The 26,184-nt window shown below is 38.7% G+C and carries 17 protein-coding genes; 1 reads left to right on the top strand and 16 read right to left on the bottom strand.

All coding sequences use genetic code 11. The features are described 5' to 3' along the window. Positions 1-63: 63 nt before the first annotated feature. The 13 genes from ilvN to F564_RS0111515 all read right to left on the bottom strand — a co-directional run bounded on the left by ilvN (position 64) and on the right by F564_RS0111515 (position 19,825). Positions 64-654 carry an acetolactate synthase small subunit gene (gene ilvN / locus F564_RS0111580; RefSeq protein ID WP_028122794.1) on the bottom strand — a complete coding sequence of 197 codons (591 nt, stop codon included), beginning with the start codon at positions 652-654 and terminating at the stop codon, positions 64-66. A gap of 7 nt (positions 655-661) precedes the next feature. Further along, positions 662-2,404, bottom strand: coding sequence for a biosynthetic-type acetolactate synthase large subunit (gene ilvB / locus F564_RS0111575; protein WP_034981439.1), 1,743 nt, complete (start codon positions 2,402-2,404; stop codon positions 662-664). Between the two features lie 290 nt (positions 2,405-2,694). Next, positions 2,695-4,380 (bottom strand): dihydroxy-acid dehydratase, encoded by a 1,686-nt coding sequence (gene ilvD / locus F564_RS0111565; RefSeq protein ID WP_028122792.1) that lies wholly within the window; start codon positions 4,378-4,380, stop codon positions 2,695-2,697. After that, positions 4,373-5,275: a branched-chain amino acid transaminase gene (locus F564_RS0111560; RefSeq protein WP_028122791.1), complete on the bottom strand. Its 903-nt coding sequence runs from the start codon at positions 5,273-5,275 to the stop codon at positions 4,373-4,375. The genes ilvD and F564_RS0111560 overlap by 8 nt, the downstream gene beginning before the upstream one ends. 491 nt (positions 5,276-5,766) lie before the next feature. Then, complete coding sequence (locus tag F564_RS0111555; RefSeq protein ID WP_028122790.1) at positions 5,767-7,149, bottom strand: MFS transporter; 1,383 nt, start codon at positions 7,147-7,149, stop codon at positions 5,767-5,769. Between the two features lie 21 nt (positions 7,150-7,170). Then, positions 7,171-7,686, bottom strand: a complete 516-nt coding sequence (locus F564_RS0111550; RefSeq protein WP_028122789.1) for a nuclear transport factor 2 family protein — start codon at positions 7,684-7,686, stop codon at positions 7,171-7,173. Positions 7,687-7,689: 3 nt separating this feature from the next. After that, positions 7,690-8,514: a KilA-N domain-containing protein gene (locus F564_RS0111545; protein WP_028122788.1), complete on the bottom strand. Its 825-nt coding sequence runs from the start codon at positions 8,512-8,514 to the stop codon at positions 7,690-7,692. 21 nt (positions 8,515-8,535) lie between these two features. Further along, positions 8,536-10,383 carry a glycoside hydrolase family 13 protein gene (locus tag F564_RS0111540; protein WP_028122787.1) on the bottom strand — a complete coding sequence of 616 codons (1,848 nt, stop codon included), beginning with the start codon at positions 10,381-10,383 and terminating at the stop codon, positions 8,536-8,538. 408 nt (positions 10,384-10,791) lie between these two features. After that, the gene (locus F564_RS0111535) at positions 10,792-12,948 is read right to left on the bottom strand and encodes a glycoside hydrolase family 97 protein (protein WP_028122786.1); all 2,157 of its coding nucleotides are present in this window, start codon (positions 12,946-12,948) and stop codon (positions 10,792-10,794) included. A gap of 83 nt (positions 12,949-13,031) precedes the next feature. After that, the gene (locus F564_RS19170) at positions 13,032-14,372 is read right to left on the bottom strand and encodes a SusE domain-containing protein (RefSeq protein ID WP_051259651.1); all 1,341 of its coding nucleotides are present in this window, start codon (positions 14,370-14,372) and stop codon (positions 13,032-13,034) included. A 29-nt stretch (positions 14,373-14,401) separates the two neighbouring features. Next, complete coding sequence (locus F564_RS0111525) at positions 14,402-15,493, bottom strand: SusE domain-containing protein (protein ID WP_028122785.1); 1,092 nt, start codon at positions 15,491-15,493, stop codon at positions 14,402-14,404. A 19-nt stretch (positions 15,494-15,512) separates the two neighbouring features. Further along, entirely contained in the window at positions 15,513-17,087 is a 1,575-nt protein-coding gene (locus tag F564_RS0111520) for a RagB/SusD family nutrient uptake outer membrane protein (protein WP_028122784.1), read from the bottom strand. A 5-nt stretch (positions 17,088-17,092) separates the two neighbouring features. Then, positions 17,093-19,825 (bottom strand): SusC/RagA family TonB-linked outer membrane protein, encoded by a 2,733-nt coding sequence (locus F564_RS0111515; protein ID WP_028122783.1) that lies wholly within the window; start codon positions 19,823-19,825, stop codon positions 17,093-17,095. Between the two features lie 441 nt (positions 19,826-20,266). Here F564_RS0111515 and metG point away from each other — a divergent pair, with 441 nt between their 5' ends. Continuing rightward, on the top strand, positions 20,267-22,354 hold the full coding sequence (gene metG / locus F564_RS0111510) for a methionine--tRNA ligase (RefSeq protein WP_028122782.1): 2,088 nt from the start codon (positions 20,267-20,269) through the stop codon (positions 22,352-22,354). A gap of 70 nt (positions 22,355-22,424) precedes the next feature. Here metG and F564_RS0111505 read toward each other — a convergent pair whose 3' ends face one another. The 3 genes from F564_RS0111505 to F564_RS0111495 all read right to left on the bottom strand — a co-directional run bounded on the left by F564_RS0111505 (position 22,425) and on the right by F564_RS0111495 (position 26,067). Beyond that, positions 22,425-23,087, bottom strand: coding sequence for a hypothetical protein (locus F564_RS0111505; RefSeq protein WP_028122781.1), 663 nt, complete (start codon positions 23,085-23,087; stop codon positions 22,425-22,427). A 420-nt stretch (positions 23,088-23,507) separates the two neighbouring features. Beyond that, entirely contained in the window at positions 23,508-24,272 is a 765-nt protein-coding gene (locus tag F564_RS0111500; RefSeq protein ID WP_028122780.1) for a LuxR C-terminal-related transcriptional regulator, read from the bottom strand. A gap of 202 nt (positions 24,273-24,474) precedes the next feature. Further along, entirely contained in the window at positions 24,475-26,067 is a 1,593-nt protein-coding gene (locus tag F564_RS0111495; RefSeq protein WP_028122779.1) for an MFS transporter, read from the bottom strand. Positions 26,068-26,184: the final 117 nt, after the last annotated feature.

Here is a 26,184-nt window from a genome sequence, read left to right as displayed (position 1 = left end):
AAGCTTTTTTTAACTCAATGCTTTAAATTCACTAAGGCGCTTACGCTTAGATCAGTTTTTTATTTACATTGTGAAAACGTCGTCTCGTTTGTCCAGAAATTCGTTTTCTATAATTTCGGCGGAAGGTTCACTTCTCTCGAATTCGAGGACTTTGTCGTGGATTCCTCTGCTGTTTTTGATGATAGCGATTCTTGCGCCGCGTACAAATTCGATGAGACCGTATTTGTTGAGTTCTTCGGTCAGTCGGTCTATTTCTTCACGATGTCCTGCTGTTTCGAAAACGATATAATCTTGTCGAATCACAACCGTAGATGCACCGTATTGACGAAGTAATCTTTCGACGTACACTTTTTCTGTCACGACATTTGCCGGAACTTTGTAAAGTGCCTGCTCCTGCCAAACGATCTCATCATCGGTGTTGTAATATGCTTTCATAATATCGATCTGCTTTTCCAACTGTCGGCAGAGTTTTCTTACTACCTCATCAATTTCATTAATAACAATCGTGAATCTATGAATACCATCTACCTCGGAAGGTGATGTATTCAAACTCTCGATATTGATTTTTCTGCGTGAGAAGATGCCTGATATTCTGCCGATTAACCCAACAGAATTTTCTGTGTATAAGGTGATGGTAAATTCTTGTTTTTCCATTTGTATTTTATTTAAGTCTGATTTCGGAAACCGATGAACCTTGCGTCACCATTGGGAATACGTTGTTTTCTTTGCCCACCAAGACTTCAAGAAGATAAGCACTATCGTGATTCAGCATTGCTCCCAACGCCTTTTTCAAATCTGGTCTTTTGGAAATCCTTTGTCCGTCTATACCATAAGCTTTTGCCACTGCGACGAAATCCGGACTTGTGATATTTACGAAAGAATAGCGTTTCTCATTGAAGAGCTGCTGCCACTGTCTTACCATTCCGAGAAATTCATTATTGAGGATTATAATTTTGACTTTCGCACCAAACTGCATAATAGTTCCCAGTTCCTGCAAAGTCATTTGAAATCCACCATCACCAATAATCGTAACCACTGTTTTTTCCGGCGCACCGTACCAAGCACCAATAGCAGCAGGCAAACCAAATCCCATCGTTCCCAAACCACCTGAAGTCACCCAGGATTTTGATTGATTAAACTTCGCATACCTACTTGCAACCATCTGATGCTGACCAACATCTGTTGCAATGATCGCGTCTCCATGGGTCCATTCATTCAGAACTCTGATGACTTCTCCCATTGTCAAAGCGTCGGTTGTTGGGTTGAGTTCTTGTTGAATGACTTCTTTGATTTCTTCTTTTTCCAACTCACGGAATTCGGCAAGCCAAGCAGAATGGTCATTATCTTTAAGAAGTGCCGTCAAAAGTGGCAATGTTTTTTTGCAATTTCCCCAAACCGGAACGGTGGTTTTCACATTTTTATCGATCTCAGCAGGATCAATATCTAAGTGAATAACTTTGGCCTGTTTCGCATATTTGTCCAATCGACCAGTTACTCGGTCATCAAAACGCATCCCGACTGCAATGAGAACATCACATTCATTAGTCATTACATTTGGGGCGTAATTGCCGTGCATTCCCAACATTCCCACGTGGAGTGGATGACTGGTCTCCAAAGCACTAAGCCCCATTACCGTTGCCGCTGCGGGAAGATTAACCCGTTCTATAAAAGCCCTGAATTCTTTTTCCGCTTTTCCCAAAATGACGCCTTGCCCAAATATGACAAATGGTTTTTTTGCATGATTAATCACTTCCGCAGCCTGCTCTATATATTCATTTCTAATTTCCGGTTCGGGACGATAACTTCGGATGTGATTGCATTTTTTATAACCCTCATATTCAAAAAGCTGCATCTGTGCATTTTTAGTAATATCGATCAAGACGGGCCCAGGCCGACCGGTGCTTGCAATATGAAAAGCCTTGGCCATTGCTTCGGGAATTTCTGTGGCATCTGTCACCTGGTAATTCCATTTGGTCACAGGTGTTGTAATATTAATAACATCTGTCTCCTGAAAAGCATCCGTTCCCAAAAGTGAGGCAAAAACCTGACCTGTGATGCAGACAATTGGATTGCTGTCTATCATGGCATCTGCCAAGCCTGTCACCAAATTGGTGGCGCCAGGGCCGCTGGTTGCAAACACAACGCCCGTTCTCCCGGAAGTTCTTGCAAATCCCTGAGCAGCGTGGATAGCACCTTGCTCGTGGCGAACCAAAATATGTTTCAGTTTTTCGGAATAATCGTACAATGCATCGTAGATAGGCATAATAGCGCCACCGGGATACCCGAAAACGGTATGCACATTTTCCTGCAATAGTGCTTCTAAAACAGCTTTTGAACCGGAGATTTCTATCGTTTTCTGCGGCTGTGATTCTGTGTTTTCTATTTTTGAAATGGTATCATTCATTTTAAATGTTTTTTATATGTCTTCATAGGTTTGGCTTCGCCCAATCTCGTTCCTCGATTTCACCAACGGCTACTGCTATTGAATCCTTCAGAGTCTTTGTAATTGCATTATTTTGGAACGCCATACGATTGCAGCCCGGCCTGAACGGAAATCCTTTTTTGCGTGGTAATCAAGTGATATTTTAAACTGAAATCGTCTGCAAAAAAGATTGACTTCTTCGAACCACTCCGTTAGGTTTGGCAGTGGAGGACGGAAAAGCTGCCCAAAATAATATCTCATTCATCATCATTTTACAAATCGGTCACACAACCTTGTGACGCATCTGCTACGGATTTAGCATATTTGTACAGCACACCTTTTTTCACCTTATAATCTGGCTGTTGAAATCCGGCTTTTCTTTTGGCAATTTCTTCCTCTGAGAGAAGTGCATTGATGGTATTTTTTTCTGCATCCAGTTCTATCACGTCGCCATCTTTTATTAAGCCAATCAGACCTCCGGAGAAGGCTTCCGGCGTAATGTGACCCACCACAAAACCGTGCGTTCCTCCGGAAAATCTACCATCGGTAATCAAGGCCACGTTTTTGCCCAAACCAGAGCCCATTAATGCGGATGTTGGTTTCAGCATTTCCGGCATTCCGGGTGCGCCTTTTGGACCTTCGTTCTTGATAACAACTACATTTCCTTCTTGGATTTTTTTGTCTTCGATGCCTTTGATAAATTCTTTTTCACCGTCAAAAACGATGGCTGTTCCTTTGAAATAATCGCCTTCTTTTCCTGTAATTTTCGCCACAGAACCTTTTTCAGCAAGATTTCCGTAGAGAATCCGAATATGTCCTGTCGCTTTGATTGGGTCTTTGATATCGTGAATGATATTTTGTTGTCTATCGATAATTGATGTGACGTGTTCTAGATTTTCAGCAATCGTTTTGCCTGTTACCGTCAAGCAATCGCCGTGGAGCAAGCCCAGATCCAATAGATACTTCATCACTGCCGGAACGCCGCCCACATTGTGAAGGTCTTCCATCAGGTATTTTCCACTAGGCTTAAGGTCAGCTAAAAATGGAGTTTCATCGCTTATTTTTTGGAAATCGTCCAAAGTCAAATCGTATCCGATGGATTTTGCAATCGCGATAAAATGAAGAACAGCGTTGGTACTTCCGCCTAAAATCATAATCAACCGTAAAGCATTTTCGAAGGCTTTTGGCGTCATTATGTCGGATGGTTTGATGTCTTTCTCCAAAAGGATTTTCACATAATGACCAGCGAATTGGCATTCTTCTTTTTTTTCTTTGCTTAAAGCTGGATAAGATGAAGAATACGGCAAACTCATTCCGAGTGCTTCAATCGCCGACGCCATTGTGTTGGCTGTGTACATTCCGCCGCAAGCACCGGCGCTTGGACAGGAATTTTTTATCACGCCTTTGAAATCCTCATCAGAAATTTTTCCTGCGATTTTATTTCCCAAAGCTTCGAAAGCCGAAACGATGTTCAAATCCTGACCTTTGTAATGTCCGGGCGCAATACTTCCACCATAAATCATAATTGAAGGTCTATCCAATCTTGCCATCGCCATCAAAGAACCTGGCATATTTTTATCGCAACCTGGAACGGTAATCAATCCGTCGTAATATTGACCAGCGCAAACGGCTTCGATGGAATCTGCAATGATATCGCGGCTTACCAGCGAATAACGCATTCCGTCTGTTCCATTGGTCATTCCGTCACTGATTCCAATAGTGTGGAACATCAATCCGACTAAGTTTTGTTCTTTGACGCCTTTTTTCACAATCTCAGCCAAACCGTTCAGGTGCATATTGCAAGTGTTGCCGTCGTAGCCCATACTTGCGATTCCGATTTGTGCTTTGTCAAAATCCTCTTCTTCAAAACCAATTCCGTAAAACATTGCCTGAGTGGCTGGTTGCGTCGGGTCTTTCGTCAGTGTTTTGGAATATTTATTAAGTTCTACGTTACACATATTGAAGGTCTTTTTTTAAATAAGAATAATCTGCTTCTAACACCAAATGACGGTAAGCTTGTTGGACTTTCGATGCTACACTTTCTTCCCAATTCAATTTGAAAGGAACATCATCAAGAGAACCTAATGCTACGATTTCGGCTGCAGTTCCACAGAAAAAACCGGCGTCTGCGCCTTTCATTTCTTCTGGTTTGAAGCATTTTTCCTCGTAAGGAATTCCCAGTTGGTCGCAGATTTCGAAAACTGTTTCTCTTGTGATTCCGGGAAGAATACTGCCTTTTGCAGGTGTGAAAAGTTTACCGTCTTTTTCGAAGAAGATATTGGCGCCGGAACTTTCTGCTACATTTCCGTCAGCATCTAAAACCAAAGCTTCATCAAAACCTTTATCCTTAGCTTCCTGGCAAGCCAAAATCGAATTCACATAATGACCGCTTACTTTTGCTTCAACCTTGAAAGCTTTTGGATTTGGACGTTCGAATGATGACGTCATAATTCTCATCTGATTGGCCATATAACCGTTGTCCCAATTCCAGACCTCGATGACGAGATAACTTTTTTGTCCTTTTGATAAAGCCATATTTGGAGAACAAATGACCAATGGGCGAATGTAAGCGTTTGATAAATTATTAATCTCCAATAATTTGTAGGTTGCTTCCATCATTTCTTCGGTTGAATAATCGAAAGGTATCATCATCGTTTGTGCAGACTTTCTTAGTCTGTCGTAATGCTCCTCTGCTTTGAAAATCTTGGTTCCGTTCGCGGTTTTATAAGATTTAATCCCTTCGAAAACAGCATATCCGTAGTGTAACGATTGACCGTACAAATCGGTCTTGGCTTCTTTTGCTTTCACATATTCCCCATCAAAAAAGAGAACACTGTCGTCATTGTAATACATTCTTTATTATTTTTAATTTTATCCATTTTTCAAAAAAAAACCATCCTCGTGATGAGAATGGTTTGTATTATTTCAAATTCAATAATTAGTACAAGCCATCACTCACCATCGGAATCCGATAATGACAAGAATGACAAGAATAATGATTGTGCTATTCATCTGTTTGTTTTCAACGGTACAAATGTATAAACTAATTCCAATAAACATTGGCACTTTCATAAAATATGGCTTTTAAAGTTATCAAAAACACATAAAATAGTGCTATTTTTACGATATTCATCAAAACAAAATTTAGATATAAAGTATTGGTTCTCAAGTTATGAAAGCTGAAAAAATTACGATGCCTGAAATTTTACTGTGAATCTCATTTTTTACCTTTAGATTTTAATTTTCGGTAAAATTTTAATCAGTAAAAACGAAAAATCCACCGAATTGGTGGATTTTATATAGTAGACACTTCGACAAGCTCAGTGTGACAACTTACTTTATTACTAAAAATGAACCTGCTGGATTTCTTCTCCAATTTCTTTCGGAGTTTCTTCCTGAGATTTGATAAAAATCAAAGTAATCAAAGCACCTAACAACATACAAGCACCTCCAACGACAACGTAATCAATCGCCATATTTCCGAAAAGATTTGCAACTATTGGTCCTCCGAACACACCGTTGATGATTTGTGGGACTACAATGAAGAAATTGAAAATGCCCATATAAACGCCCATTTTTCTTTGAGGAATGGCATCAATCAACATTGCATAAGGCATTGCCAAAATACTTGCCCACGCAAATCCCAATCCTATCATCGATATCCAAAGCATAGAAGTATCTTTGATAAAATACATTGAAATCAATCCCAAACCGCCACTTGCCAAAGCTAAAGCGTGCGTTTGTTTTTTCCCAATAGCTTTTGCAATCGGCGTTAGTAAGAATGCAAATGGAATTGCAAAGAGATTATATAAACCGAATAAATGTCCGGTCAAATCTCCAGCTTTGTTGAACTCAATCGATTTTGTGTCTTCCGGAGAAAGCCCGAAATGATGCGTCGCCAAAGCACTCGTGGTGAAAACCCACATTGTAAAAAGTGCGAACCAAGAAAAGAACTGAACGATTCCCAATTTCTTCATCAGATTAGGAATATTTGCAAAATCCTTGAACATATCAGAAAACTTCGAATGTTCTTCTGCCACTTCTTTTCCACCTTCGAATTCTGCAAATTCCTGCGGTGAATATTCTTTAGTTGTAAAAATCGTATAAAGAATCGAAATAATCAGAACTGTTGCTCCAACGTAGAAAGCGTAAATCACATTATCTGCCACGTAGCCTTCCGGTGCAACATTAGAAACACCTAATTTTGTCAGCCAGTTTGGCATTTCTGAACCAATCACCGCTCCAATTCCAATCAAAATAGTCTGGATCGAAAAGCCCAAAGTTCCCTGATGTTTCGGTAGCATATCGCCGACCAAAGCCCGGAAAGGTTCCATTGCAATGTTGACAGAAAAGTCCATCATCGCTAGGAAAATTACAGCTAACAATAGAACATTCGCTGCAATCATATGCGTTACGGAAGCCGCATTTGGAAGCAAAACCAAACCGATGGCACAGAGGACTGCACCAATCAAAAAGTAAGGTTTTCTACGGCCAAGCGGACTCCAGGTGTTGTCGCCCATATGACCGATGATTGGCTGAACGATCAATCCTGTAACAGGCGCCACCAACCAAAACCACGAAAGCTCGTGGACATCAGCACCAAGGTTTGCGAGGATACGGCTCGCATTTCCGTTTTGCAATCCAAATGCCATTTGGATTCCCAAAAATCCCATACTCATATTGATAATCTGGGCGATGGAGAGATTGGGTTTAACTTTTTTTATCATCGTTTATTTTAAGGTATATAATTATTTTAATTTCTGAATCAAAGCATCTTCAATCGGTGATTTTATTTTCACCACTTCGTCCACCACTTCATTTGGAACTGTTACCGAAAGAACGTATTGTTTCACTTTCCATTTCCCACCGATTTTTTCTGCAACGCCGGAACCTCGGCAGATTTTCATTTGCGTATCAAGAATTTCATCGAACCAAGCGTAATTTCCGTCTTTGCTGAAGTAGATATTTCGTTTCAGAGATTTGAAATTCCAGGTTGTTTTTTTATCGAAAAATGGTTTCGCCCATTCTTTGAATTCTTTTTTGTTCCAGACTTCGGTCGCATCTGTTCCGATGAAAGTAGATTCTTCCGCGAAACAATCAAAGTATTTATCGAAATCTGCATGGGCTGCAAAGGTGTTGAAGTTATCTAATAATTTATTGACATTCTTCTTTTGAACATTCTCATAAAAGCCTTTTTTCTGGGCAGAAAGAGGAATAGAAACAGAGAGAATTAGAAACAGTAATAGAGAAAAATATTTTTTCATAATCTATTTTATGGTTTTAAGTTTATTATTTTCGAGTAAAGATTTCATTTGAGTGATGGCCACTTTATTGAGTTGAACAAGTCTTTCGTGTTGAGACAGATTTTGCTGGATAAAAAATGCATTGATACTTTCAAGATTACTCAAAATTACCAATTGTTCCAATGTTGCCTCATCTCTAATATTTCCTTTTTTCTCAGTATTGTTGTCTCTCCATTCTTTGGCTGTAATTCCGAAAAGTGCGACATTCAGCATATCTGCTTCATTAGCATAAACAAAACTACATTGTTGTTTTGTGATTTCTTTAGGAATCAAATTAGCTTTGATAGCGTCTGTATGAATCTGATAATTGATTTTGGAAATGGTTCTTTGTAAGTTCCACTCGAGGTTCAATCGGTTGTTCTCATCATCCTTGAGACGTTGGAATTCTTTGATTACATACAGTTTAAATTCTATAGAAATCCACGATGCAAATTCCAAAGCAATATCCTTATGAGCAAAAGTCCCTCCGTATCTTCCTGCTTTTGAAACTATTCCTTTTGCATTAGTGCTATCTATCCAGCGTTTGGGTGTCATTACAAAACTGTTCAGTCCAGCCTGTTTCCTAAACCCCTCGAATTCGAGGGGTTTAAAATCGGGATTGTATATCATTTCCCAAAAACCCAAAAGTTCAACAGTATTTCTATTTCTCATCCAATTCTGAACAATAGTATCTGTATTTTCAGAATCTTTATGCCTTGCAATATCAGTCAAAGAAATAAAATCACTGCTATTGTCTTCATATAAAACAATATCAACTCCTTGAACATTTATCTTTTTATTTTTCGCCATTTCAAAACGATAAAACTAATTTTATTTAAGTTCTAAAATTAATGAAGATTTCCCGGCGACAGACAAATTTGTTTTCAAATCAAAATCTTTGTCAGAAAGGATGTCTTTTCCTTTTGTCAAATTATTAAGACCTTCGGAAAAACGCTTCAAATCCAGGTTTTGAGTTTCTTTGTTGTTATTGATGACCACCATTACTCTTTTGTTATCGGTGTAACGGAAGTAAACATAAACATTGTTATTTGGGATGTAATGCAAGGTTTTTCCTTTGTGGATCGCTTCGTTTCCTTTTCTCCAGTTCAGGATTTTTTTGGTGTAATCGAAGTATTCATTTTGGGAAGAAGTTCTTCCTGATTTTGTAAAAGCATTGTTTTTGTCGCCAGCCCAACCTCCAGGAAAATCCTGACGAATCTCGCCGTCGCCGCCTTTTCCTTTGTCACCCGCCATTCCGATTTCTGAACCGTAATACAATTGCGGAATGCCACGAACAGTTAAGATTAAGCTCATTGCGAGTTTGTAATCTTCAACTTTTGGAAATATTTGGTTGAATCTATTGGTATCGTGATTTTCTGCAAACACCAAAAGATTGTTGATATCCGGATAAAGGAAATCGTTTGCAAAATTATCATAAACCCTTTGCATTCCAGAATCCCAGCCGGGCTCTTCTTTGAAAACCTGACCGATGGCATCGTGGAGTGTAAAATCCATCACCGAAGGCAGATAGGAATTGTAACCTTCTATCGCAGCAATCTTAGAATCTTTTTGCCAGTAAGACATCTGAGCTTGGTCGTGCATCCAAACCTCACCTACGATGTTGAATTTTGGATATTCGTCCGTTATTTTTTTGGTCCAATCTGCAATTCCTTTTTTATCGTTGTAAGAATAAGTGTCGACTCGTAATCCGTCTAGTCCAGCGTATTCTATCCACCAAATCGCATTTTGCGCCATATAATTGACAACCATTGGATTGCCTTGGTTCATATCCGGCATTGTAGTATCAAACCAACCGTCCATACAGGCAGCTTCATCAACTTTAGCTGCGTTGGTATCGAATTGTGTGGTCATTCTGTAATTGCTTCTTTGGAAACCATCTTTTCCTTCGTTCCAATAATGAATCCAATCTTTGGAAGGCAAATCCTGAATGATCCAGCTTTTTGAGCCCCAGTGATTGGTGACATAATCCATCACAAGTTTCATTTTGCGTTTGTGAAGTTCGTCCGCCAGATTTTTATAATCTTCGTTGGTTCCGTAACGCGGATCGATTTTGTAATAATCGCTTTGTGCGTAGCCGTGGTAAGAATAAGAAGGCTCATTATCCTCCAACAAAGGCGTGTTCCAAAGTGTGGTAACGCCCAATTCGCTTAGATAATCTAGGTTTTTTACGATTCCGGCAATATCGCCGCCGTGACGGCCGCCGGTTTTGGTTCTGTCAGATTTCTCTGCTGTGTCTGGTGTGTTGTCGTTTTTCGGATTTGCGTTGGCGAAACGGTCCGGCATGACCAGATACATCACATCTGAGGAAGTGTAAGAATCTCTGTTGGCAGAATTCTGTTGTCTTTGTTTGAATTCGTAGTCGATGGTTTTGACGGTTTTGTTTCCGCTTTTGAAATTCAGTTTTGTTTTTCCGGGCAGAATACCACTGGTGTCTATGGTTACGAAAAGGTAATTTGGGTTTTCAACTTTTTTGACTTCTTTGATTTTGATGCCGTTGGCGAATTCGGGTTGAAGGTTGTTGATGTCTTTTCCGTACACCAAGAGTTGAAGTTCCGGATTTTTCATTTCGCTCCACCAGAATGCAGGTTCTACTTTCTGAACCTGAGCATAGAAAATGGAGGAAAGTATGATTGAAGAAAATGCGATTATTTTTTTCATAATGTTAATTTAGATTTTGATATTTTATTTGTAAGTTCTTTTGTCTTGAAACAAAAGAACCAAAAATTCAAGACTCTAAATTTTTGACTACAAATTAATATTTCTGACTAAAAAATTTAAACTCGCTTTGCTCAAACAGTAAATTTTTCTTAACGTCAAAAATATTAATTTGCTTAACGTCAAAATTTTAAGGTCGTTAAAATGAAGACCAAACTTGTTTTTGTTCAGAAACCCATAGCCCCGATTGCAACGGCATCCTTTTTTGTTTTTTGATAAATTTCGATTTGAAGACAAAACGTCGTAAAACAAAAAAGATATAGTGGAAAGCGGGATTAAGCTTCTAAAAAAACTACCCCCGATTATAGAACAAGTTTGAAAATCTCCCCTTCAGGGAAGGGGAATTTATAATCATTTTACAGGTTTCAAAGAAATGGCGTAACCGCCGCTTCTTACCAGATGGATTGGCAATTTGGTTTTGTTGTCGATTGTTTTTTTGTAAATGTGGTAACTCTGTGGATTTGTGATGTAATCTGCGTCTTTTCCGTCTTCGTACACGGTGGCTTCGTACTTTTTGCCTTTGTCCAAGAAGGAGAAATCTACGGTGTAATCTCTTGCATTTTCGTCTGTAACGCCGCCTACGAACCAGTTTTCTGTTCCTTTAGCTTTACGCGCGGTGTGGATGTAATCGCCAGGTTCTGCGGCAAGGATTTTGGTATCGTCCCAATCTGCGGCAACGTCCTTAATAAATTGGAATGCGTCCATATGTTTGGCGTAGTTTTCCGGTAAATCTGCTGCCATTTGTAACGGCATATACATCACGACGTAAAGCGCCAACTGCTTGGCCAAAGTCGTTTGAACGAAACGTTTGTCGCCTGGGAAATAGTAATCTAACTTGGTTTGGAAAATCCCCGGTGTGTAGTCCATAGAACCGCCCATCCATCTTGTAAACGGAAGAATTGTCTGGTGGTCCGGCTTGTTTCCGCCGAAGGCTTCGTACTCTGTGCCACGAGCGGCTTCTGCAGAAATATAGTTCGGATATGTACGGCTTTCTCCACCCGGACGAACAGATTCGTGAGAGTTGACCATAATCTTGTAGTCGTTCGCTTTTTCGACAATTCTGTAATAATGGTTAATCGTCCATTGGGAATAATGGTGTTCGCCTCTTGGAATGATGTCGCCTACGTAACCGGTTTTCACGGATTTGTAGCCGTATTTGTTCATCATTTGGAACGCTTTGTCTGCCCATCTTTCGTAGTTTGAAGCTGAGCCGGAAGTCTCGTGGTGCATGATTAGATCCACATTTTTTGAATGGGCGTAATCATTCAGCATCTTGAGGTCGAAATCCGGATAAGGTGTAATGAAGTCGAAAACAAATTCTTTGGAATGTCCAAACCAATCTTCCCAACCTGTGTTCCAGCCTTCTATCAACAAGCCATGGAAACCGTTTGCAGAAGCAAAATCGATGTATTCTTTGACTTTTGTATTGTTGGCAGCGTGTTTACCGTTGGGTGTTAATTTTGAGAAATCGGTTTTATCGATATGGACATTTTCTGCTGTAGAATAGGCCCATTGGGATTTTCCGATGATCATTTCCCACCAAACGCCCATGTATTTGGTTGGTTTGATGTAAGATGTGTCTTTGTATTTTGTAGGCTCATTCAAGTTGAACATCATTTTGGAATCCATCACCACTTCTGCTTTTGGGGAGACGATGATGGTTCTCCAAGGTGTTGTAGAAGGTGTTTGGATGTAACCTTTGGCACCTTGTCTGTCGGCTGTCAAATGGGTTTTGAATTTAAAATTCTGAGCGTCCACTTCCAGATGCGAGGCCGGATAGCCTAGCACTGCAGCTTCACCAACATTGACGTAAAGTGGTTCTTTGCCTTCTTTTTTCAGCATCAATGGTGACTGCACGGCATTTTTGATCAAGGTCTGAGAAGCGTTGGCGTCAAAAGCTTTTGGCCATTGTGCCGGGATCTCGGAGATTTTGGTGGTTTGGTATTGGTATTCCTGAGAATCATAATCTGCAACGATCCACCACGCTTTCATATCTGTCGGAAAATCGATCTCAGAATCTTCTTCTCGGATGACGAAATAATTCAGGTTTTTCTGTTGAGGAAACTCGTATCTGAAACCTAAACCGTCGTTAAATAATCTGAATTTGATAATGATATTTCTGTCGGATGAAGTCTGGTTAAGAGTCAGCGCTAGTTCGTTATAATCATTGGTGTAATTCTTTTTTTCTCCCAAAATTGGTTGCCAGCTTTCGTTTTTGGAATCTCTTTTTTCGGCTGTTTTTGTGAAGCCGTTGTTGAGGTCGAAAGTTGCATCTTCCGGTTTTGCAATTTCGGAAGCGAACTTGATAGATGAATCTTTGAAAAGTCTCAATCCTAATTTGGAATCCTCGACCACTACGTTCCCGTTATACTTTAAATTGTAAACTGGAATGCCGTTTTTCAGTTGGAAATTCATTTCGAATTTACCGTCTGGGGATTTTAAACTTTGGGCATTGATTCCTGTAAACATCATAGAGAGCAAAGCTGCTCCAATGGTGAATTTTTTCATTTTTTCTAAGGTTTATATATGTTCTACAATATAAAAAAAGTGCTGCACTTTGGCAACACTTTTTTATTTGAAAATCTATTTTATTATTGTTTAACCACAGTATAAATTAATTTGAAAGGGTTAAAAGTTATTTTATATGTGCCTGCTTCGGTAACTGCAATATTACTTCCGCCGGCTGATGCAGATCCGTTTGTACCACCATAATTTTCATCCCAAGCATTGTTAACTCTGAATTTCAGACTTCCTACTGCCAAAGTTGTGGTTGCAGTCCAGGATAAGTTGGCATCATCCCATGTCATTGCGACATCTGGGCCATTCCATCCATTGGTTGTTGCGTCTCCTACCAATCCCATGGCATAAGGAGCCAGGCTGAATGTAAGATCATTGGTGTTAACCATCAACTTCTGATAACCTGCAGATGTAGCTGACAAATTGCCTCCATCGTTATAAAGCAAATGTACATTGTCATTGGTTCCATAGCTATTATCCCAAGCTCTTGCAGGTGTCACTTTGAATTCAAGATTACCAGCCGTAAAATCGATAAAACCAAAATACACACCATTACTAGTAGAAGAAACAAGTGTATTAGCTGTGTCTATAGACCATCCCTGGTAAGCTCCGGGAACATATAGATATGATAACATCTCATAAGGTGTCACGTTGAAGGTCACCAAATCTGATACTTTGCTAATAGTCCCTCCTGTAGATACAGAAGTAGCTGTTACACGGATGTTGACATCTGAAGGGCTTCCTGCCTGTGCACCAGTTTTAAGAACAAGTGTATTCAGTTCTTTTACACTGATTGGTGAGGACTTTGCATTGATCACCGTTGCTACTGGATAATACACTGTTGATCCTTTTTTAGCAATCTCTAATAGATATTTCACATCCACACCATAAGTTGCATAATCATCCCAGGTAAAAGTAATGGCATTAGCATCTGGGGTTGTACCGTTCAAGACTAACACTTTCCCTGCTGTAGGTGCCGTGATAACGGGTATTGCTACAGGATAAGGGGTCACTGCAAAACTGATAGCATTAGACACTTCTGATCCGGATTCTATTCTTATATATAATGTTTTTGAGGCATAAGGAGAAAATCCGGCTTGTAAAAGTTTAGTATTTACATCACCTATCGTTGTAAGAAAAGTATTGGTTGTTGCAGTTCCTAGTGTTACTTTCGCAGCAAAATCTGCAGTAGCCGACATTACTACAGTGTAGTTAGACGTTTTAGCGCTTTCCCAAGTTAGAATAAAAGGATTATTCTTCATTGTTTCATACAACACATTGCTGCCAAGAGAAGTGTCTTTGAGCTTGAAACTAGCTTCTGGAGTTGTCCAGTCTCTATCTGCTTCATCACTACAAGCAACGAATAATAATGCCAGTAAGACTATTGCAAAAGCCGATTTAAATATATGTTTCATATTGATTTTTTAATTAAAATTTACAGAAATCATTTAACAGGAATAAATGTATAACTCCCTGAAATGTCGTTAAAATATATATCATATTGCCATTCAGCAGAAACCGGAATGTCTGCGCCGCCGTTGACTCCAACCCCAAAGAATTCACTGTTTGTGCCCCAATTTACAGTTCCGGAATTGTTTGCACGGAATTTGAAAACACCTTCTTTTAAAGTAACCTTTGAAGCAGACCAAGAATGGGGATCAAAAGTTGATTTGGTAAGTTGAATATCTGTAGATAAAGTTGATGTTCCAAAAAGAGAGACTGTCGTATAAGTCACCGCTGGATTTGGAATCTTCACCAAAGAGAAACTAAGAGCGCTTGTATCAATAGTCAATTTGTAATACCCTTCTTCAGGAACTGTAAGGTTTCCGGAACCTCCGCTGGTACTCAAATTTCCTGGAGATCCGAAACCGAATTGAGCATCCCAAGACCCTTTCACTTTGATAATTTTGAATCCTACATCTGTACCCATTTTAAATAGGCCTGTATACGTATACACATTGGCGCTAGAGGTTTTCAAAAGTGGAAGAAGGGTGTTATTGGATGCCGCATTATCCCAATTTCCAACAGCTGCATTACCTATTAGAAACAAATCCGAATAAGGGTACGTAGGACTTGCCAAATATGGCGTTAACATCAAATTTGTAATGTTTGACACCTGAGCTAACTGATTACTGGTCGTAAGAGAAGTGACACGAAAATACATATTCTGAGCTTGATAAGCTACAAGACCAATGCTTTTCGCTGCCTCATTCAAATCCTTAAAAGTAAATGACAAATTTGTCTGTGATTGATTTGTTGAAGCCAAAACCTTGGAATTGGTAAATGCTTTATTAGCACTAATCTCTAGATTATACTTGAGTTCCACAGGAACTGTGGTTTTCGCAGATTTCCATGTGATCGTTAGCGCTGGGTTAGCAGGAAAATTAGGATCTAACACAAGGCTACTTTTTGATAAGTCCATCAACACCGGAGTGGTCTCTGTGTCTATCGTAACAATCTCGCGATCATCGCAGGCAGACAATCCTGATAAAATAATAATGCCTGCTGCCAGTTTTTGAAATATTGAATGTTTCATAATTTTATTAAATTATATATTAATAACCAGGATTTTGGATCAGGTTTGGATTTGCAATAATATCTTTTGCCGGAATTGGATAAAGATTTCTGAAATTAGATACCGCAACACCGTCTTTTACACCACCTTTCCAAGGCCATAAATATTCTGAAGTTGTAAATTTGTTAAATCGGATCAAATCGGTTCTTCTGGTCATTTCCCAACCAAGCTCTCTTGCTCTTTCGTCCAGAATAAAATTCGGGGTCAAAACAGAGACTACTGGTGCATTAGCTCTCGCCCTAAGTGCATTAACGAAACCTAGTGCTTTGGCAGCATCTCCACCGCCACCTCTCGCGAAAGCTTCTGCATACATTAGATAAACATCACCTAGTCTTAATAGAGGAATATCTGTGTCAGCAAAATTTCCTGCACCATCGGAACCCTTAACACCAGTACTTGTCACATTTTTATATTTTACAAATGCATAACCATCTGAAAAAGAACCCAAATCATTTATTTCTAAACTTTGACCATCTTTGAAGAAATTACCGCGAAGATCTGCTGCTGGGAACAGATTGACATACGCTTTCGTCGTTCGAAGACCTCCCCAGCCTCCATTGATTCCAAATTCTGATGCATTCATTTTACCTCCTACAGATGCATGAATCATGTATGTACTTCCGCCATAGCTTTGGATTCTAAGTCCATCAAATGCTACAGGCAAAATAGTTTCTGTATTATTCTTATCATTATCTGCTAAAAATAAATCTGCATATTTCGATTTTAAAGAATATCCTGCACCAATTACTTTTTCACAATTCGTAATGACATCAGCATATCTTGCTGTTCCTGTATAGACCTGAGCATTCAAATACAATCTAGCAAGCAAGGCCCAAGCAGCTGCCTTATCTGCTCGTGCATATTGATTGGTTTTAGCATCTTTCAGATCTGTTGCACAAGCCAATAATTCCGATTCTACAAATTTGAATAATTCTGGTCTGGTAATTCTTGCTGGTGGATTGATAGACCCTGGAAGATAATCCTCTTTTACAAATGGAACATTTCCGAACAAATCTAATGCATCATAATACGCATAAGCTCTTAAGAATCTTGCTTCAGCTCGCATGTATTTTGCTTCTGTAAGATTTGCTCCCGTGATATTATTACTTGCTAATTTCTCATCCGTTGTATTTCTCAAAAACTCATTACAGAAAGCGATCTCTGTATAGATTCTATAATACATTGCTCCGACGAATTCATTTTGAGAATCCCAAGTCATTTTATGAATCGTTTGCAATGTCCCATCATTCCAAGCAATTACAGCTTCGTCCGTAGGTAAACTTTGCATTGTAAATAACTGTCTGGTATATTGGGAGAAGTTACCGTCGATACCATTGATGTCCGCGTTTCCTCCACCACCTTCTTGTCCACCATTGGCAAGTCCGCCATACACTTTAGCTAAAGCACTTGGATAGTTGGCAAAATCAGCAAATACACTTACTGAAGTTACATCTGTGATTGGCTCTTGTTCCAAATCTTGAAGACACGAAGTTGTGCTAACTACGCTCAAAAATGCCGCAGCGATTGTTATTATTTTTAATTTATTGTATTTCATTTTTTTTAGAATTGAAAGTTAAAACCTAGCGAATAAATTTTTGGCATCTGATAATAGCCGTTATCTACACCATTAAATACTTCAGGGTCAATTCCGGAATATTTTGTAATCACAAAAACATTTTGAGCCATCCCATAAACTCTTAAGCTAGATCCTGGATAAAAAACATCTTTGAAATTGTAACCAAGATTTGCATTATCTAGCCTAAAAAAGGAAGCATTCTCTACATAAATATCAGAAAGAAGTCTAGGTGTTGAAAATTGATAAACTGGTGCTGTACTGTAAACATTTTGCAAGTAATCATTGGTAGAGGCAGACTGTAGAGAACTGTTGGATGCTGCATTGTTATAGACATAATTCCCTAATACAGCTCTAGCACTGAAACCAAAATCCCAATTGCGGTGTGTTAACTTGGTGTTAAATCCTAAAATAGCATCTGGTTGAGTAGATTTGTAGAAATACATATCTTTTGCATTTATGGCACCATCTCCGTTTCTATCCACGTAAACACCGTCCATAGGTTTCCCATTATTATCATATACCTGCTGATAAACATAATAAGAATAAGGTTTTCCTCCCACATAATGAGCCTCAATAGTGTTACCTACACCTCCGGCAATCCCAGGATCTGTCACTGAAATGTTATAACTGGCATCTGCACCATTGATCAATTTTGTGATTTTGGAATTGTAGTGAGTTGCATTGACTGAAAACTCCCAAGTTGTGTTTTCGCTTTTTACAGGAATGAAGGTTATATTTCCTTCAATCCCTTTGGTTTCCATATTACCTACATTCAAAATATTGTGATTACTCAAATCTCCTGCAGCAATAGGGCTGTCTAATATCAGATCATTGGTGTTTTTTTGATAAATCTCCACAGATCCATTAATCCTATTTTTTAGAATGCCAAAATCTAACCCAACATTTTTAGTAATAGTAGTTTCCCATATCAAATTTGGGTTATAGATATTGGGCCTGTACATAAAGTAATATTGGTTACCAAATTGATAAGATGCACCACCATTACTGGTATTATAAGCAGCAAACGCAGGGTAAGTTCCACCGGTAATCTGTTGGTTACCTGTTTTTCCCCAACCTCCTCTTAATTTAAGATTGTTAATTCCTGAATCTTTCAAGAAATTCTCTTCATTAACTTTCCAAGCGACAGATACACCTGGAAAAGTTCCCCACAAATCGCCCTTATTGGTTCCATCCCAAAATCTAGATGATCCATCCCTTCTAAGTGATCCTGAAATAATATACTTATTGGCAATTGTAAAAATGGCCCTTCCGTAAAAAGACAATAAAACAACTTTGTCTTTATAGTCAGCAGATGGTACTATTGGCGTATTAATACCATCTCTAGTTGGTGCAAATGGTACATAATTTTGAAAACTTTGATACGCATATCCAGCTACCAAGTCTAAACTGGTGTCGATAGCCGAAATATTTTTCACATAATTGAAGTAAGTTTCCAACAATTTATTTTTCTTATCCTGAGAATATTCTCTAAAGGTTCCTTTGTTTGCATATCCAATCTTGTACGTTCCATCTACGGTTTTTGCGCCATCACCTTTAGAATAATCTATCCCTGCATTGACATTAAAATGTAAATCTGGAAGAAAATGAAATTTATAATCCAACTGTACATTACCAAGACCTCTAAATATAGAAGAAATGTCTCTGGTAGCAGCCAAGGAAGCCAGTGGATTCGGGTTTCCATTAACATTCAAGCCTCCATTGAGCAACCATTCGTAATATCCGCCATAATTTGAATTTCCAGAATATACGGGTTGCGTAGGATCAAAACGTACGGCATCACCAATCACACTCGCTGGAAATCTGTTATCCGTAAAAGTTCCTTTTGCATTCACGTTTACAGAAAGATGATTATCCAAAAATTTCGGGTTGATGTTTAAACCAACTGATGTTCTTCTAAAATTGTTAGTTCTGACAATACCATTTTGCTCATTATAGCCTAAAGATAATCGATATGGTAAACCTTTGACACCGCCAGAAAAAGATAAATTATTATCAGTACCCCAAGCTTTTTGATAGATTAAATCCTGCCAATTGGTATCAGCATTTCCTAATCTTGCCTTATAACCTGCAGAAGCGTAAGTGTTTACAAAATTTCTGAAATCATTTGCACTCAAGACATCTACATTTCCCATTTTGGTAGAAACAGATGCTAATGTCGAAAAACCAACTTTCAGTTTTCCTGCAGATCCTTGTTTTGTGGTAATTAAAATAACACCATTGGATGCTCTGTTTCCGTAAATAGCTGCTGCAGAGGCATCTTTTAGAATATCAAAACTTTGGATATCATTAGGATTAATAAGCGACAATGGATCTGAAGCTCCAGAAATCCCGCTAAAATCTTGAGGAACCCCATCGATCACGATAAGCGGCGAATTATTACCAGTTAAGGATGAAATACCTCTCACTCTAATAGAAGAACCCGCTCCTGGCGCACCACCATTGGAGGTTATTTGAACCCCTGGAGTTTTACCCTGAATCAGCTGTGCTGGTGATGTCGCACCTCCATTAAAATCCTTCGCGGTAACAGAAGTGATAGACCCCGTAAGATCAGATTTCTTCTGCTTACCGTAACCAATCAGCACAACCTGCTCGATAGCGGTTTCTTTTTTCACCGAATCGGAGCTTTGTTGTGCATGTAACATTGATCCAAGCAATAGGAATGCAGGAGCAATTTTTAATACATTATAGTTTCTCACAAAAAATAAATTTTTAAGGTTTATATTATTTTCAAATTTGTTTCAGAATCATACCTGATCCTGTTTCGCAATTTATAAAAAAAACAACATTCTGTTAAAATATTTTAAAAATTGTTATTTTCAGGCATGTCATTTTAGACAAAAAGGGCATACAACAGACTCAAATCTTTAATAATCAACACATTAAAACTATTAACACTTTTGCAGGAAACGTGAAATTTTAACACTTTTTTTAAACGTTTGTTTAACGTTTTTTTCTCCTAAATTAACCAATATTAATCCTATATTAATGAAAAATGAAATAAAAATCAACAAATGTTAAAATTTTAATTATTGATATTCAAACACTTTTTAACAATCATCATCAAATTAATAATGATACAACCCCCGATAATTTTTAATCGAAAAGTTGTATTTTTGCAAATCTAATTTCAGATTATAATGTCAGACAGAAAATTGATTACGGCAGCGTTGCCTTACGCAAACGGACCGGTTCATATAGGGCATTTGGCAGGTGTTTACATTCCTGCAGATGTCTATGCAAGATTCCAGAGAAGATTGGGAAAAGATGTTGCTTTCATCTGTGGAAGTGATGAGCACGGCATCCCAATCACCATCCGGGCAAAAAAAGAAGGCGTAACGCCACAGGATATTGTGGACAAATACCATGGGATCATCAAAAAATCATTTGCAGATCTGGGGATCTCTTTTGATGAATATTCCAGAACGACATCTCCAAAACATTACGACGTCAGCCAGGATTTTTTCAAAACACTTTATAATAAGGACAAATTCACAGAAGAAGTTTCTGAACAGTATTTTGATGAGCAGGCCAATGAGTTTTTGGCAGACCGTTATATCGTAGGAACTTGCCCCAATTGTGCTAATGAGAATGCTTACGGCGATCAGTGTGAAAAATGCGGTTCCACCCTTTCCCCTTCAGAACTCATCAATCCTCACTCTATGTTGAGCGGCAATGTGCCGATTCTTAAGGAAACCAAAAACTGGTACCTGCCACTTAATGATTACGAAACTTTCTTAAATGATTGGATCATAGAAGGTCATAAAAACGACTGGAAAACCAATGTGTACGGACAGGTAAAATCCTGGCTGAACGACGGTTTGAAGCCTAGAGCCATGACAAGAGACCTCAACTGGGGCGTTCCTGTACCATTGCCGAATGCAGAGGGAAAAGTACTGTACGTATGGTTTGATGCACCCATTGGCTACATCTCCTTCACCCAGGAATGGGCTGAGAAAACCGGAAAAAACTGGAAAGATTATTGGCAGAGCCCGGAATCTGATTTGATTCACTTTATCGGGAAAGACAATATCGTGTTCCATTGTATCATTTTCCCTGCGATGATGAAGGCACACGGCGATTACATCATGCCAACCAATGTTCCTGCTTTTGAATTTCTGAATCTTGAAAACGAGAAAATATCGACTTCCCGCAATTGGGCAGTCTGGGCACACGAATATGTAGAAGAATTCCCAGGACAGCAGGATGTTTTGCGCTATGCACTACTTTCTTCCGCACCGGAAACTAAGGATAATAACTTCACCTGGAAAGATTTTCAGACCAAGAATAATTCTGAACTGGTAGGGATTTTCGGGAACTTTATTAACAGAGTGGCTGTTTTGATCCACAAATATTACAACGGTATCATTCCTGCAGGAAATGCAGATGCCGAAGAATTAGCTGAAATCAAAAAATCAGCAGCAGAAATTGCACAACATTTAGAAAACTTCGAATTCAGAAATTCTTTGTCAGCTTTGATGAACCTGGCGAGATTTGGGAATCAATATCTTCAGATCGAAGAACCTTGGAAAACCATTAAAGTGGATCCTGAAAAAGCAGCCCATTCCTTATTTGTTGGCGCTCAGATTGCAGTAGCTTTGGCTCAGTTATCAGAACCTTTTATGCCTTTCAGTTCAGAGAAATTATTGACGTTGTTCAATCTTGAAAAGCTAAACTGGAGTGACATTGAAACCAAAAACATCCTGATAGAAACCGGACATCAAATCGGTGAAGCGTCTCTTCTTTTCTCCAAAATAGAAGATGCCACCATAGCGTTCCAGATTCAGAAATTAGAGAATACCAAAGCGGAAAATAAAAATACAGTTTCGCTGATCACCCAATCACAGTCCGAAGGTGCAGCATCTGAAGTACAAGTTCCTCAGACCGTAATGCCTGTAAAGGATGAAATACAATTTGATGATTTCTCAAAAATCGATTTGAGAACCGCAACAATCCTGACGGCAGAAAAAGTAGCCAAAGCAGACAAACTCTTGAAATTCACTGTGGATACCGGTGTTGACATCAGAACCGTTGTTTCCGGGGTTGCAGAAAGTTTTTCTCCGGAAGAATTGGTTGGAAAACAAGTGATGATTTTACTCAATCTTGCACCAAGAAAAATCCGAGGCATAGAATCCCAAGGGATGTTCCTCCTCACGACAAAAGCAGATGGCAAGTTGACTTTTGTGACGCCTGATGAGACCGTTGGGAACGGAATTGAAATAGGATAAAAATTAAAATCGCTGAAGTTGGACCTCAGCGATTTTTTTTGAAAAAAATATTTAATTAAAAACGCTTCGTTTATTTTGCAGAAAGACGGGTAGAAAAATCTGAAATCACATTTTTATATTTTCTCAAAACCCGATCCCATTCGTGGAATTGCTCATCAGCTTTAACACTGGAAGCATTGGAGCCGGAGAACTCGCTGTTCAGTTTTATTTTGAAAGTCAAAGGATCAGATTTGGATAGTTTGATAATCAATCTGGTCCGGATTGTATTTTGGGAGAAAGACTGTACGCTCCATGCTGTTCTCAGATAAGATGTTTCTTTGTCACTGACCTCGATGGCGTCGAAGTAGTCGGTCACGATTTGTGTCGTCAGTTTCCAGGCATCAGTCGGGGAAAGGTTTTTATTGACTTCAATCTCAAAATCTATATTAGCCTGGTCCGTTTTGATAGAAGCCTCTTCTGAGTCATCTTTTTTCATATCAAAGAACAAGGTTTTGGGAGGTTCGGGACCTGCTTTTTTTCCACAGACTGTCGCTTCGTATTTCAGAAAGCTCACCTTTTGCACTTTTACGTTATAGCATTCATTTTTATCGGTTTTCAGGACGTAACTACCAGATCCCACCAATTGTCCGTTGACTACAATTCTGGCGTCATCTTCCGAAGCAGAGATCGTGGTTTTCTGCGCAAAAGTGAGTTCACAAAAAGTAGATAACATTAGTAAAGCAATTTTTTTCATACAGTTTATTTTTAGTGATTTATAATATGAATATCCGCTATTCTTCATCTTACTTAATCAAATCCAAGGTCAAACAATTATTTTTAGTAACTAAGCGTCTTAACCTATAAAATGGTATCAATATAATCCAAATACATCAAGTGTTTGCAACTGATTACTAATGACTGGCGATCCCATTTATACTGGAATAGAATAAAAACGTGACGGCGCTGATTGGATTTTTTTGCTCAGCTTAGATTTTATTAGACATTATTTCAAAAAGGAAAGTGCCCGATATTTGTCATAAAGTCGTTAGAAAAACAAAAGTACTTTGCGCCTTCATAGTTATTAGTTTAATAATAACAAAGCTATATTGTTTTTTAGCCAAAAAAAATACCCCAAAAGGAGTATTTTTCATCAAAATCCAGCAGTATTAAATCTTTATATAACGCCCTGCTGCATGCAATTTTTGATCAGTTGTGCGGTATTACTGCAATCTGCTTTGTCCAGAATATTACTCCTGTGCTTCTTCACCGTTAGCGGACTTATAGAGAGTTGCCGGCCAACCTGCTCATTGCTTTTCCCTTCGCTGATAAGGCGGATGATCTCGATCTCCCGTCTGGAAAATTCGACTTTGTTTTTACCGTGATCATCCAGACTGATGTTCATAAAGGAAGGCTCACCATTGAGGCCAATTAGAGAAATCTTATAGGTATTATGCTGGCTGAGATGATCGATCTGGGTATGGATATTGAGTGACTTGGCACTGTTGCCATTCTCATCCAAGGAAAGAAGCAATGCCTGATGATTTAAGAGTTTATAATCTCCGTTTTTTGACCTGCTTCGGAAACTGTAGTTCATTTTATAATTAAGGATTTTGCTCTTCCCTATTACTTCATAGAAGAATTTGGTAATGAGTGCTTCCGCTTTTATCACAAACTCCATATCGTCCGGATGTATGGTTTCTAAAATGTGATCCAATGACACCTTGTCAGGTTCCAGCCCATGAAGATCATAAATACCAGGACTGATGTTGGACACAGACAGATCAAAAAAATCAATAATGTAATAGTAAAACGGTCCCGAACTGATAATCGAATTAACAAGGTCATCATAGTTCATCTGGTCAAAAGAAATCACCTGCGCAGAACGGCTAAGAGACCATACTTCGTGCAGCTTTTCTATCTGCTGTAGATTTTCTTTCATAATTGTAGTTTGCTGTAAATATAATTAATATTCCAATATTAACTATATATGAATCAAAAATCATCACAAATAATATTAATTATATAAACATACCACAATCCCACTCCATAACAACAGATAAAATGACAATCACCATCACCACCAAAAGCAAAGCCCCGTTTCAAAACAAAACGAGACTTTACGGTAAAAAAACAAGGTTTCTTTATATCGCAGGACCTGCTGCTCCTTTCAGATCTTCTGCTAATTTTTTTCTCTCGCGAACCCGTCTTCGGGCGATGACCGATTTTCCTTTGAGGATTCTTACAATTCTTAAATATTCTTTAGGTTTCTCGCCAAAATGATGAGTGATTACGTAAAGCATCACTCCAAAACCAGCGATAATAACGTATCCAAATATTTTTTTGTTGGCGGCGATAATCGCGTTCAGCTGAATGGTTCTCATATTAGCAACAACGGTTTGTGGAGAGATTGTCATTCCATCCATATAAACTGCAGAATCGCCTAAACTGGTGATCTGAAACTGATATTGAAACCACGAAAACAATGCTGAAAAAATACCCACAGCAAGGAATGTTCGCCATACTAAAACCAAACCGATTGCAGCAAGCATTTCATTTAATTCTAATTGATCTAAAGCATAAAACCAAATGGAAATAAAAAGTGAACCCATACCAAAACCTTTCAGAAACATTGGCAAATACCAATTTTCATAGTTGAATTCTAAGACCATTGAGAAATACATTATCACTGCATAAGCCGTCATAGAAGCGAATCCAGAAAAGACTAGCATCTTGAGAGGTTTCTCTTTTTTGAACCAGAAAACAGCAACAATCCCTGCCAATAGCAACCCGGGAATCATCATTAAATTGAGCTTGGCATTCGTTAATTGATCATAGCCTAAAACTCCGACCGAATAGATGTTTTGAATAGAGGTGGTTCCCAAAAACATTCCCAACCAAAGCAACATAAACAAGCCGTGGATAACGTTGTTTTTTGTGAAAATACCAAAAGAAATATAGGGTCTTTTTAAAGTTAACTGACGAATTGCCATTAACGCAAAGCTTACAAACGCTGCGATACTGGCGCTGATAATATTTTTTGAATTGAACCAATCTTGCTGTTTCCCGAAAGAAAAAACGTACGCCGAAAACATAAAAGTGGTCACAAATAACAGAATACTCAGCCAATCGATGTAGTGCAAAGGAACTTTTAGGGCAAAATATTGATCGTGCATCAAAACCCAACACAAAAGCGCAAGAACAAAACACAAAATCGCTGCAAAGATGAAAAATTGTTGATAATTATAAAGTATCGAAATTTCTACCGCATAATACGCTGTAATTTGATTGAGCAGCAAAACAAAAGTATAGAAAACCCCATAAAAAACGCCACGATTACCAAGCATTACCATTAACGGAAGAAATAATTCTATGGTAATAATCATTTTCAAAAACCCGATTATTAATGAAACAATCACGATGACCATTGGGTTTTGCGTGGTTGCATTCACATAACTCAACAAGCCCAAAAGCACCAGTAAAATCACCACTTTATCCCGAACTTTGAATCGTAACTTCAATCTCAAAACCACAGGCATACTCGCTCCCATCCCAATGGTAGTAGCATAATTTGCCCACAGAAAATACTCCTGCATCGCGCCGGTTCCGCTTACCATAAAACTGATATTCCCGGTGTAAACTCCCCCAATCGGCATTACCACGATAAGCAGCAAAACAATCATCAGAAGTTGTACGGGTTTCGGAACCCAATCGCTGAAAAGACCTTTGTTGTACATTTTTGTTTAGACTAAAAGATGAGAGACTAAAAGATGATAGATAATAGACTAAGAGATGATAGATTAATAGATGATAAACGATAAATGATAGACAATTATAGATTCACAAGATTTTTA

Origin of the sequence: Epilithonimonas tenax DSM 16811, assembly GCF_000428485.1 — a bacterium.
GTDB lineage: Bacteria > Bacteroidota > Bacteroidia > Flavobacteriales > Weeksellaceae > Epilithonimonas > Epilithonimonas tenax.
Note: the sequence above shows the minus strand (reverse complement) of the source record. Positions and strands in the feature narration are given on the sequence as shown.

Bases quoted from the DNA above. Each gene is read 5' to 3' on its own strand.
- ilvN (WP_028122794.1), bottom strand. From the start codon at position 654: ATGGAAAAACAAGAATTTACCATCACCTTATACACAGAAAATTCTGTT.
- ilvB (WP_034981439.1), bottom strand. From the start codon at position 2,404: ATGAATGATACCATTTCAAAAATAGAAAACACAGAATCACAGCCGCAG.
- ilvD (WP_028122792.1), bottom strand. From the start codon at position 4,380: ATGTGTAACGTAGAACTTAATAAATATTCCAAAACACTGACGAAAGAC.
- F564_RS0111560 (WP_028122791.1), bottom strand. From the start codon at position 5,275: ATGTATTACAATGACGACAGTGTTCTCTTTTTTGATGGGGAATATGTG.
- F564_RS0111555 (WP_028122790.1), bottom strand. From the start codon at position 7,149: ATGATAAAAAAAGTTAAACCCAATCTCTCCATCGCCCAGATTATCAAT.
- F564_RS0111550 (WP_028122789.1), bottom strand. From the start codon at position 7,686: ATGAAAAAATATTTTTCTCTATTACTGTTTCTAATTCTCTCTGTTTCT.
- F564_RS0111545 (WP_028122788.1), bottom strand. From the start codon at position 8,514: ATGGCGAAAAATAAAAAGATAAATGTTCAAGGAGTTGATATTGTTTTA.
- F564_RS0111540 (WP_028122787.1), bottom strand. From the start codon at position 10,383: ATGAAAAAAATAATCGCATTTTCTTCAATCATACTTTCCTCCATTTTC.
- F564_RS0111535 (WP_028122786.1), bottom strand. From the start codon at position 12,948: ATGAAAAAATTCACCATTGGAGCAGCTTTGCTCTCTATGATGTTTACA.
- F564_RS19170 (WP_051259651.1), bottom strand. From the start codon at position 14,372: ATGAAACATATATTTAAATCGGCTTTTGCAATAGTCTTACTGGCATTA.
- F564_RS0111525 (WP_028122785.1), bottom strand. From the start codon at position 15,493: ATGAAACATTCAATATTTCAAAAACTGGCAGCAGGCATTATTATTTTA.
- F564_RS0111520 (WP_028122784.1), bottom strand. From the start codon at position 17,087: ATGAAATACAATAAATTAAAAATAATAACAATCGCTGCGGCATTTTTG.
- metG (WP_028122782.1), top strand. From the start codon at position 20,267: ATGTCAGACAGAAAATTGATTACGGCAGCGTTGCCTTACGCAAACGGA.
- F564_RS0111505 (WP_028122781.1), bottom strand. From the start codon at position 23,087: ATGAAAAAAATTGCTTTACTAATGTTATCTACTTTTTGTGAACTCACT.
- F564_RS0111500 (WP_028122780.1), bottom strand. From the start codon at position 24,272: ATGAAAGAAAATCTACAGCAGATAGAAAAGCTGCACGAAGTATGGTCT.
- F564_RS0111495 (WP_028122779.1), bottom strand. From the start codon at position 26,067: ATGTACAACAAAGGTCTTTTCAGCGATTGGGTTCCGAAACCCGTACAA.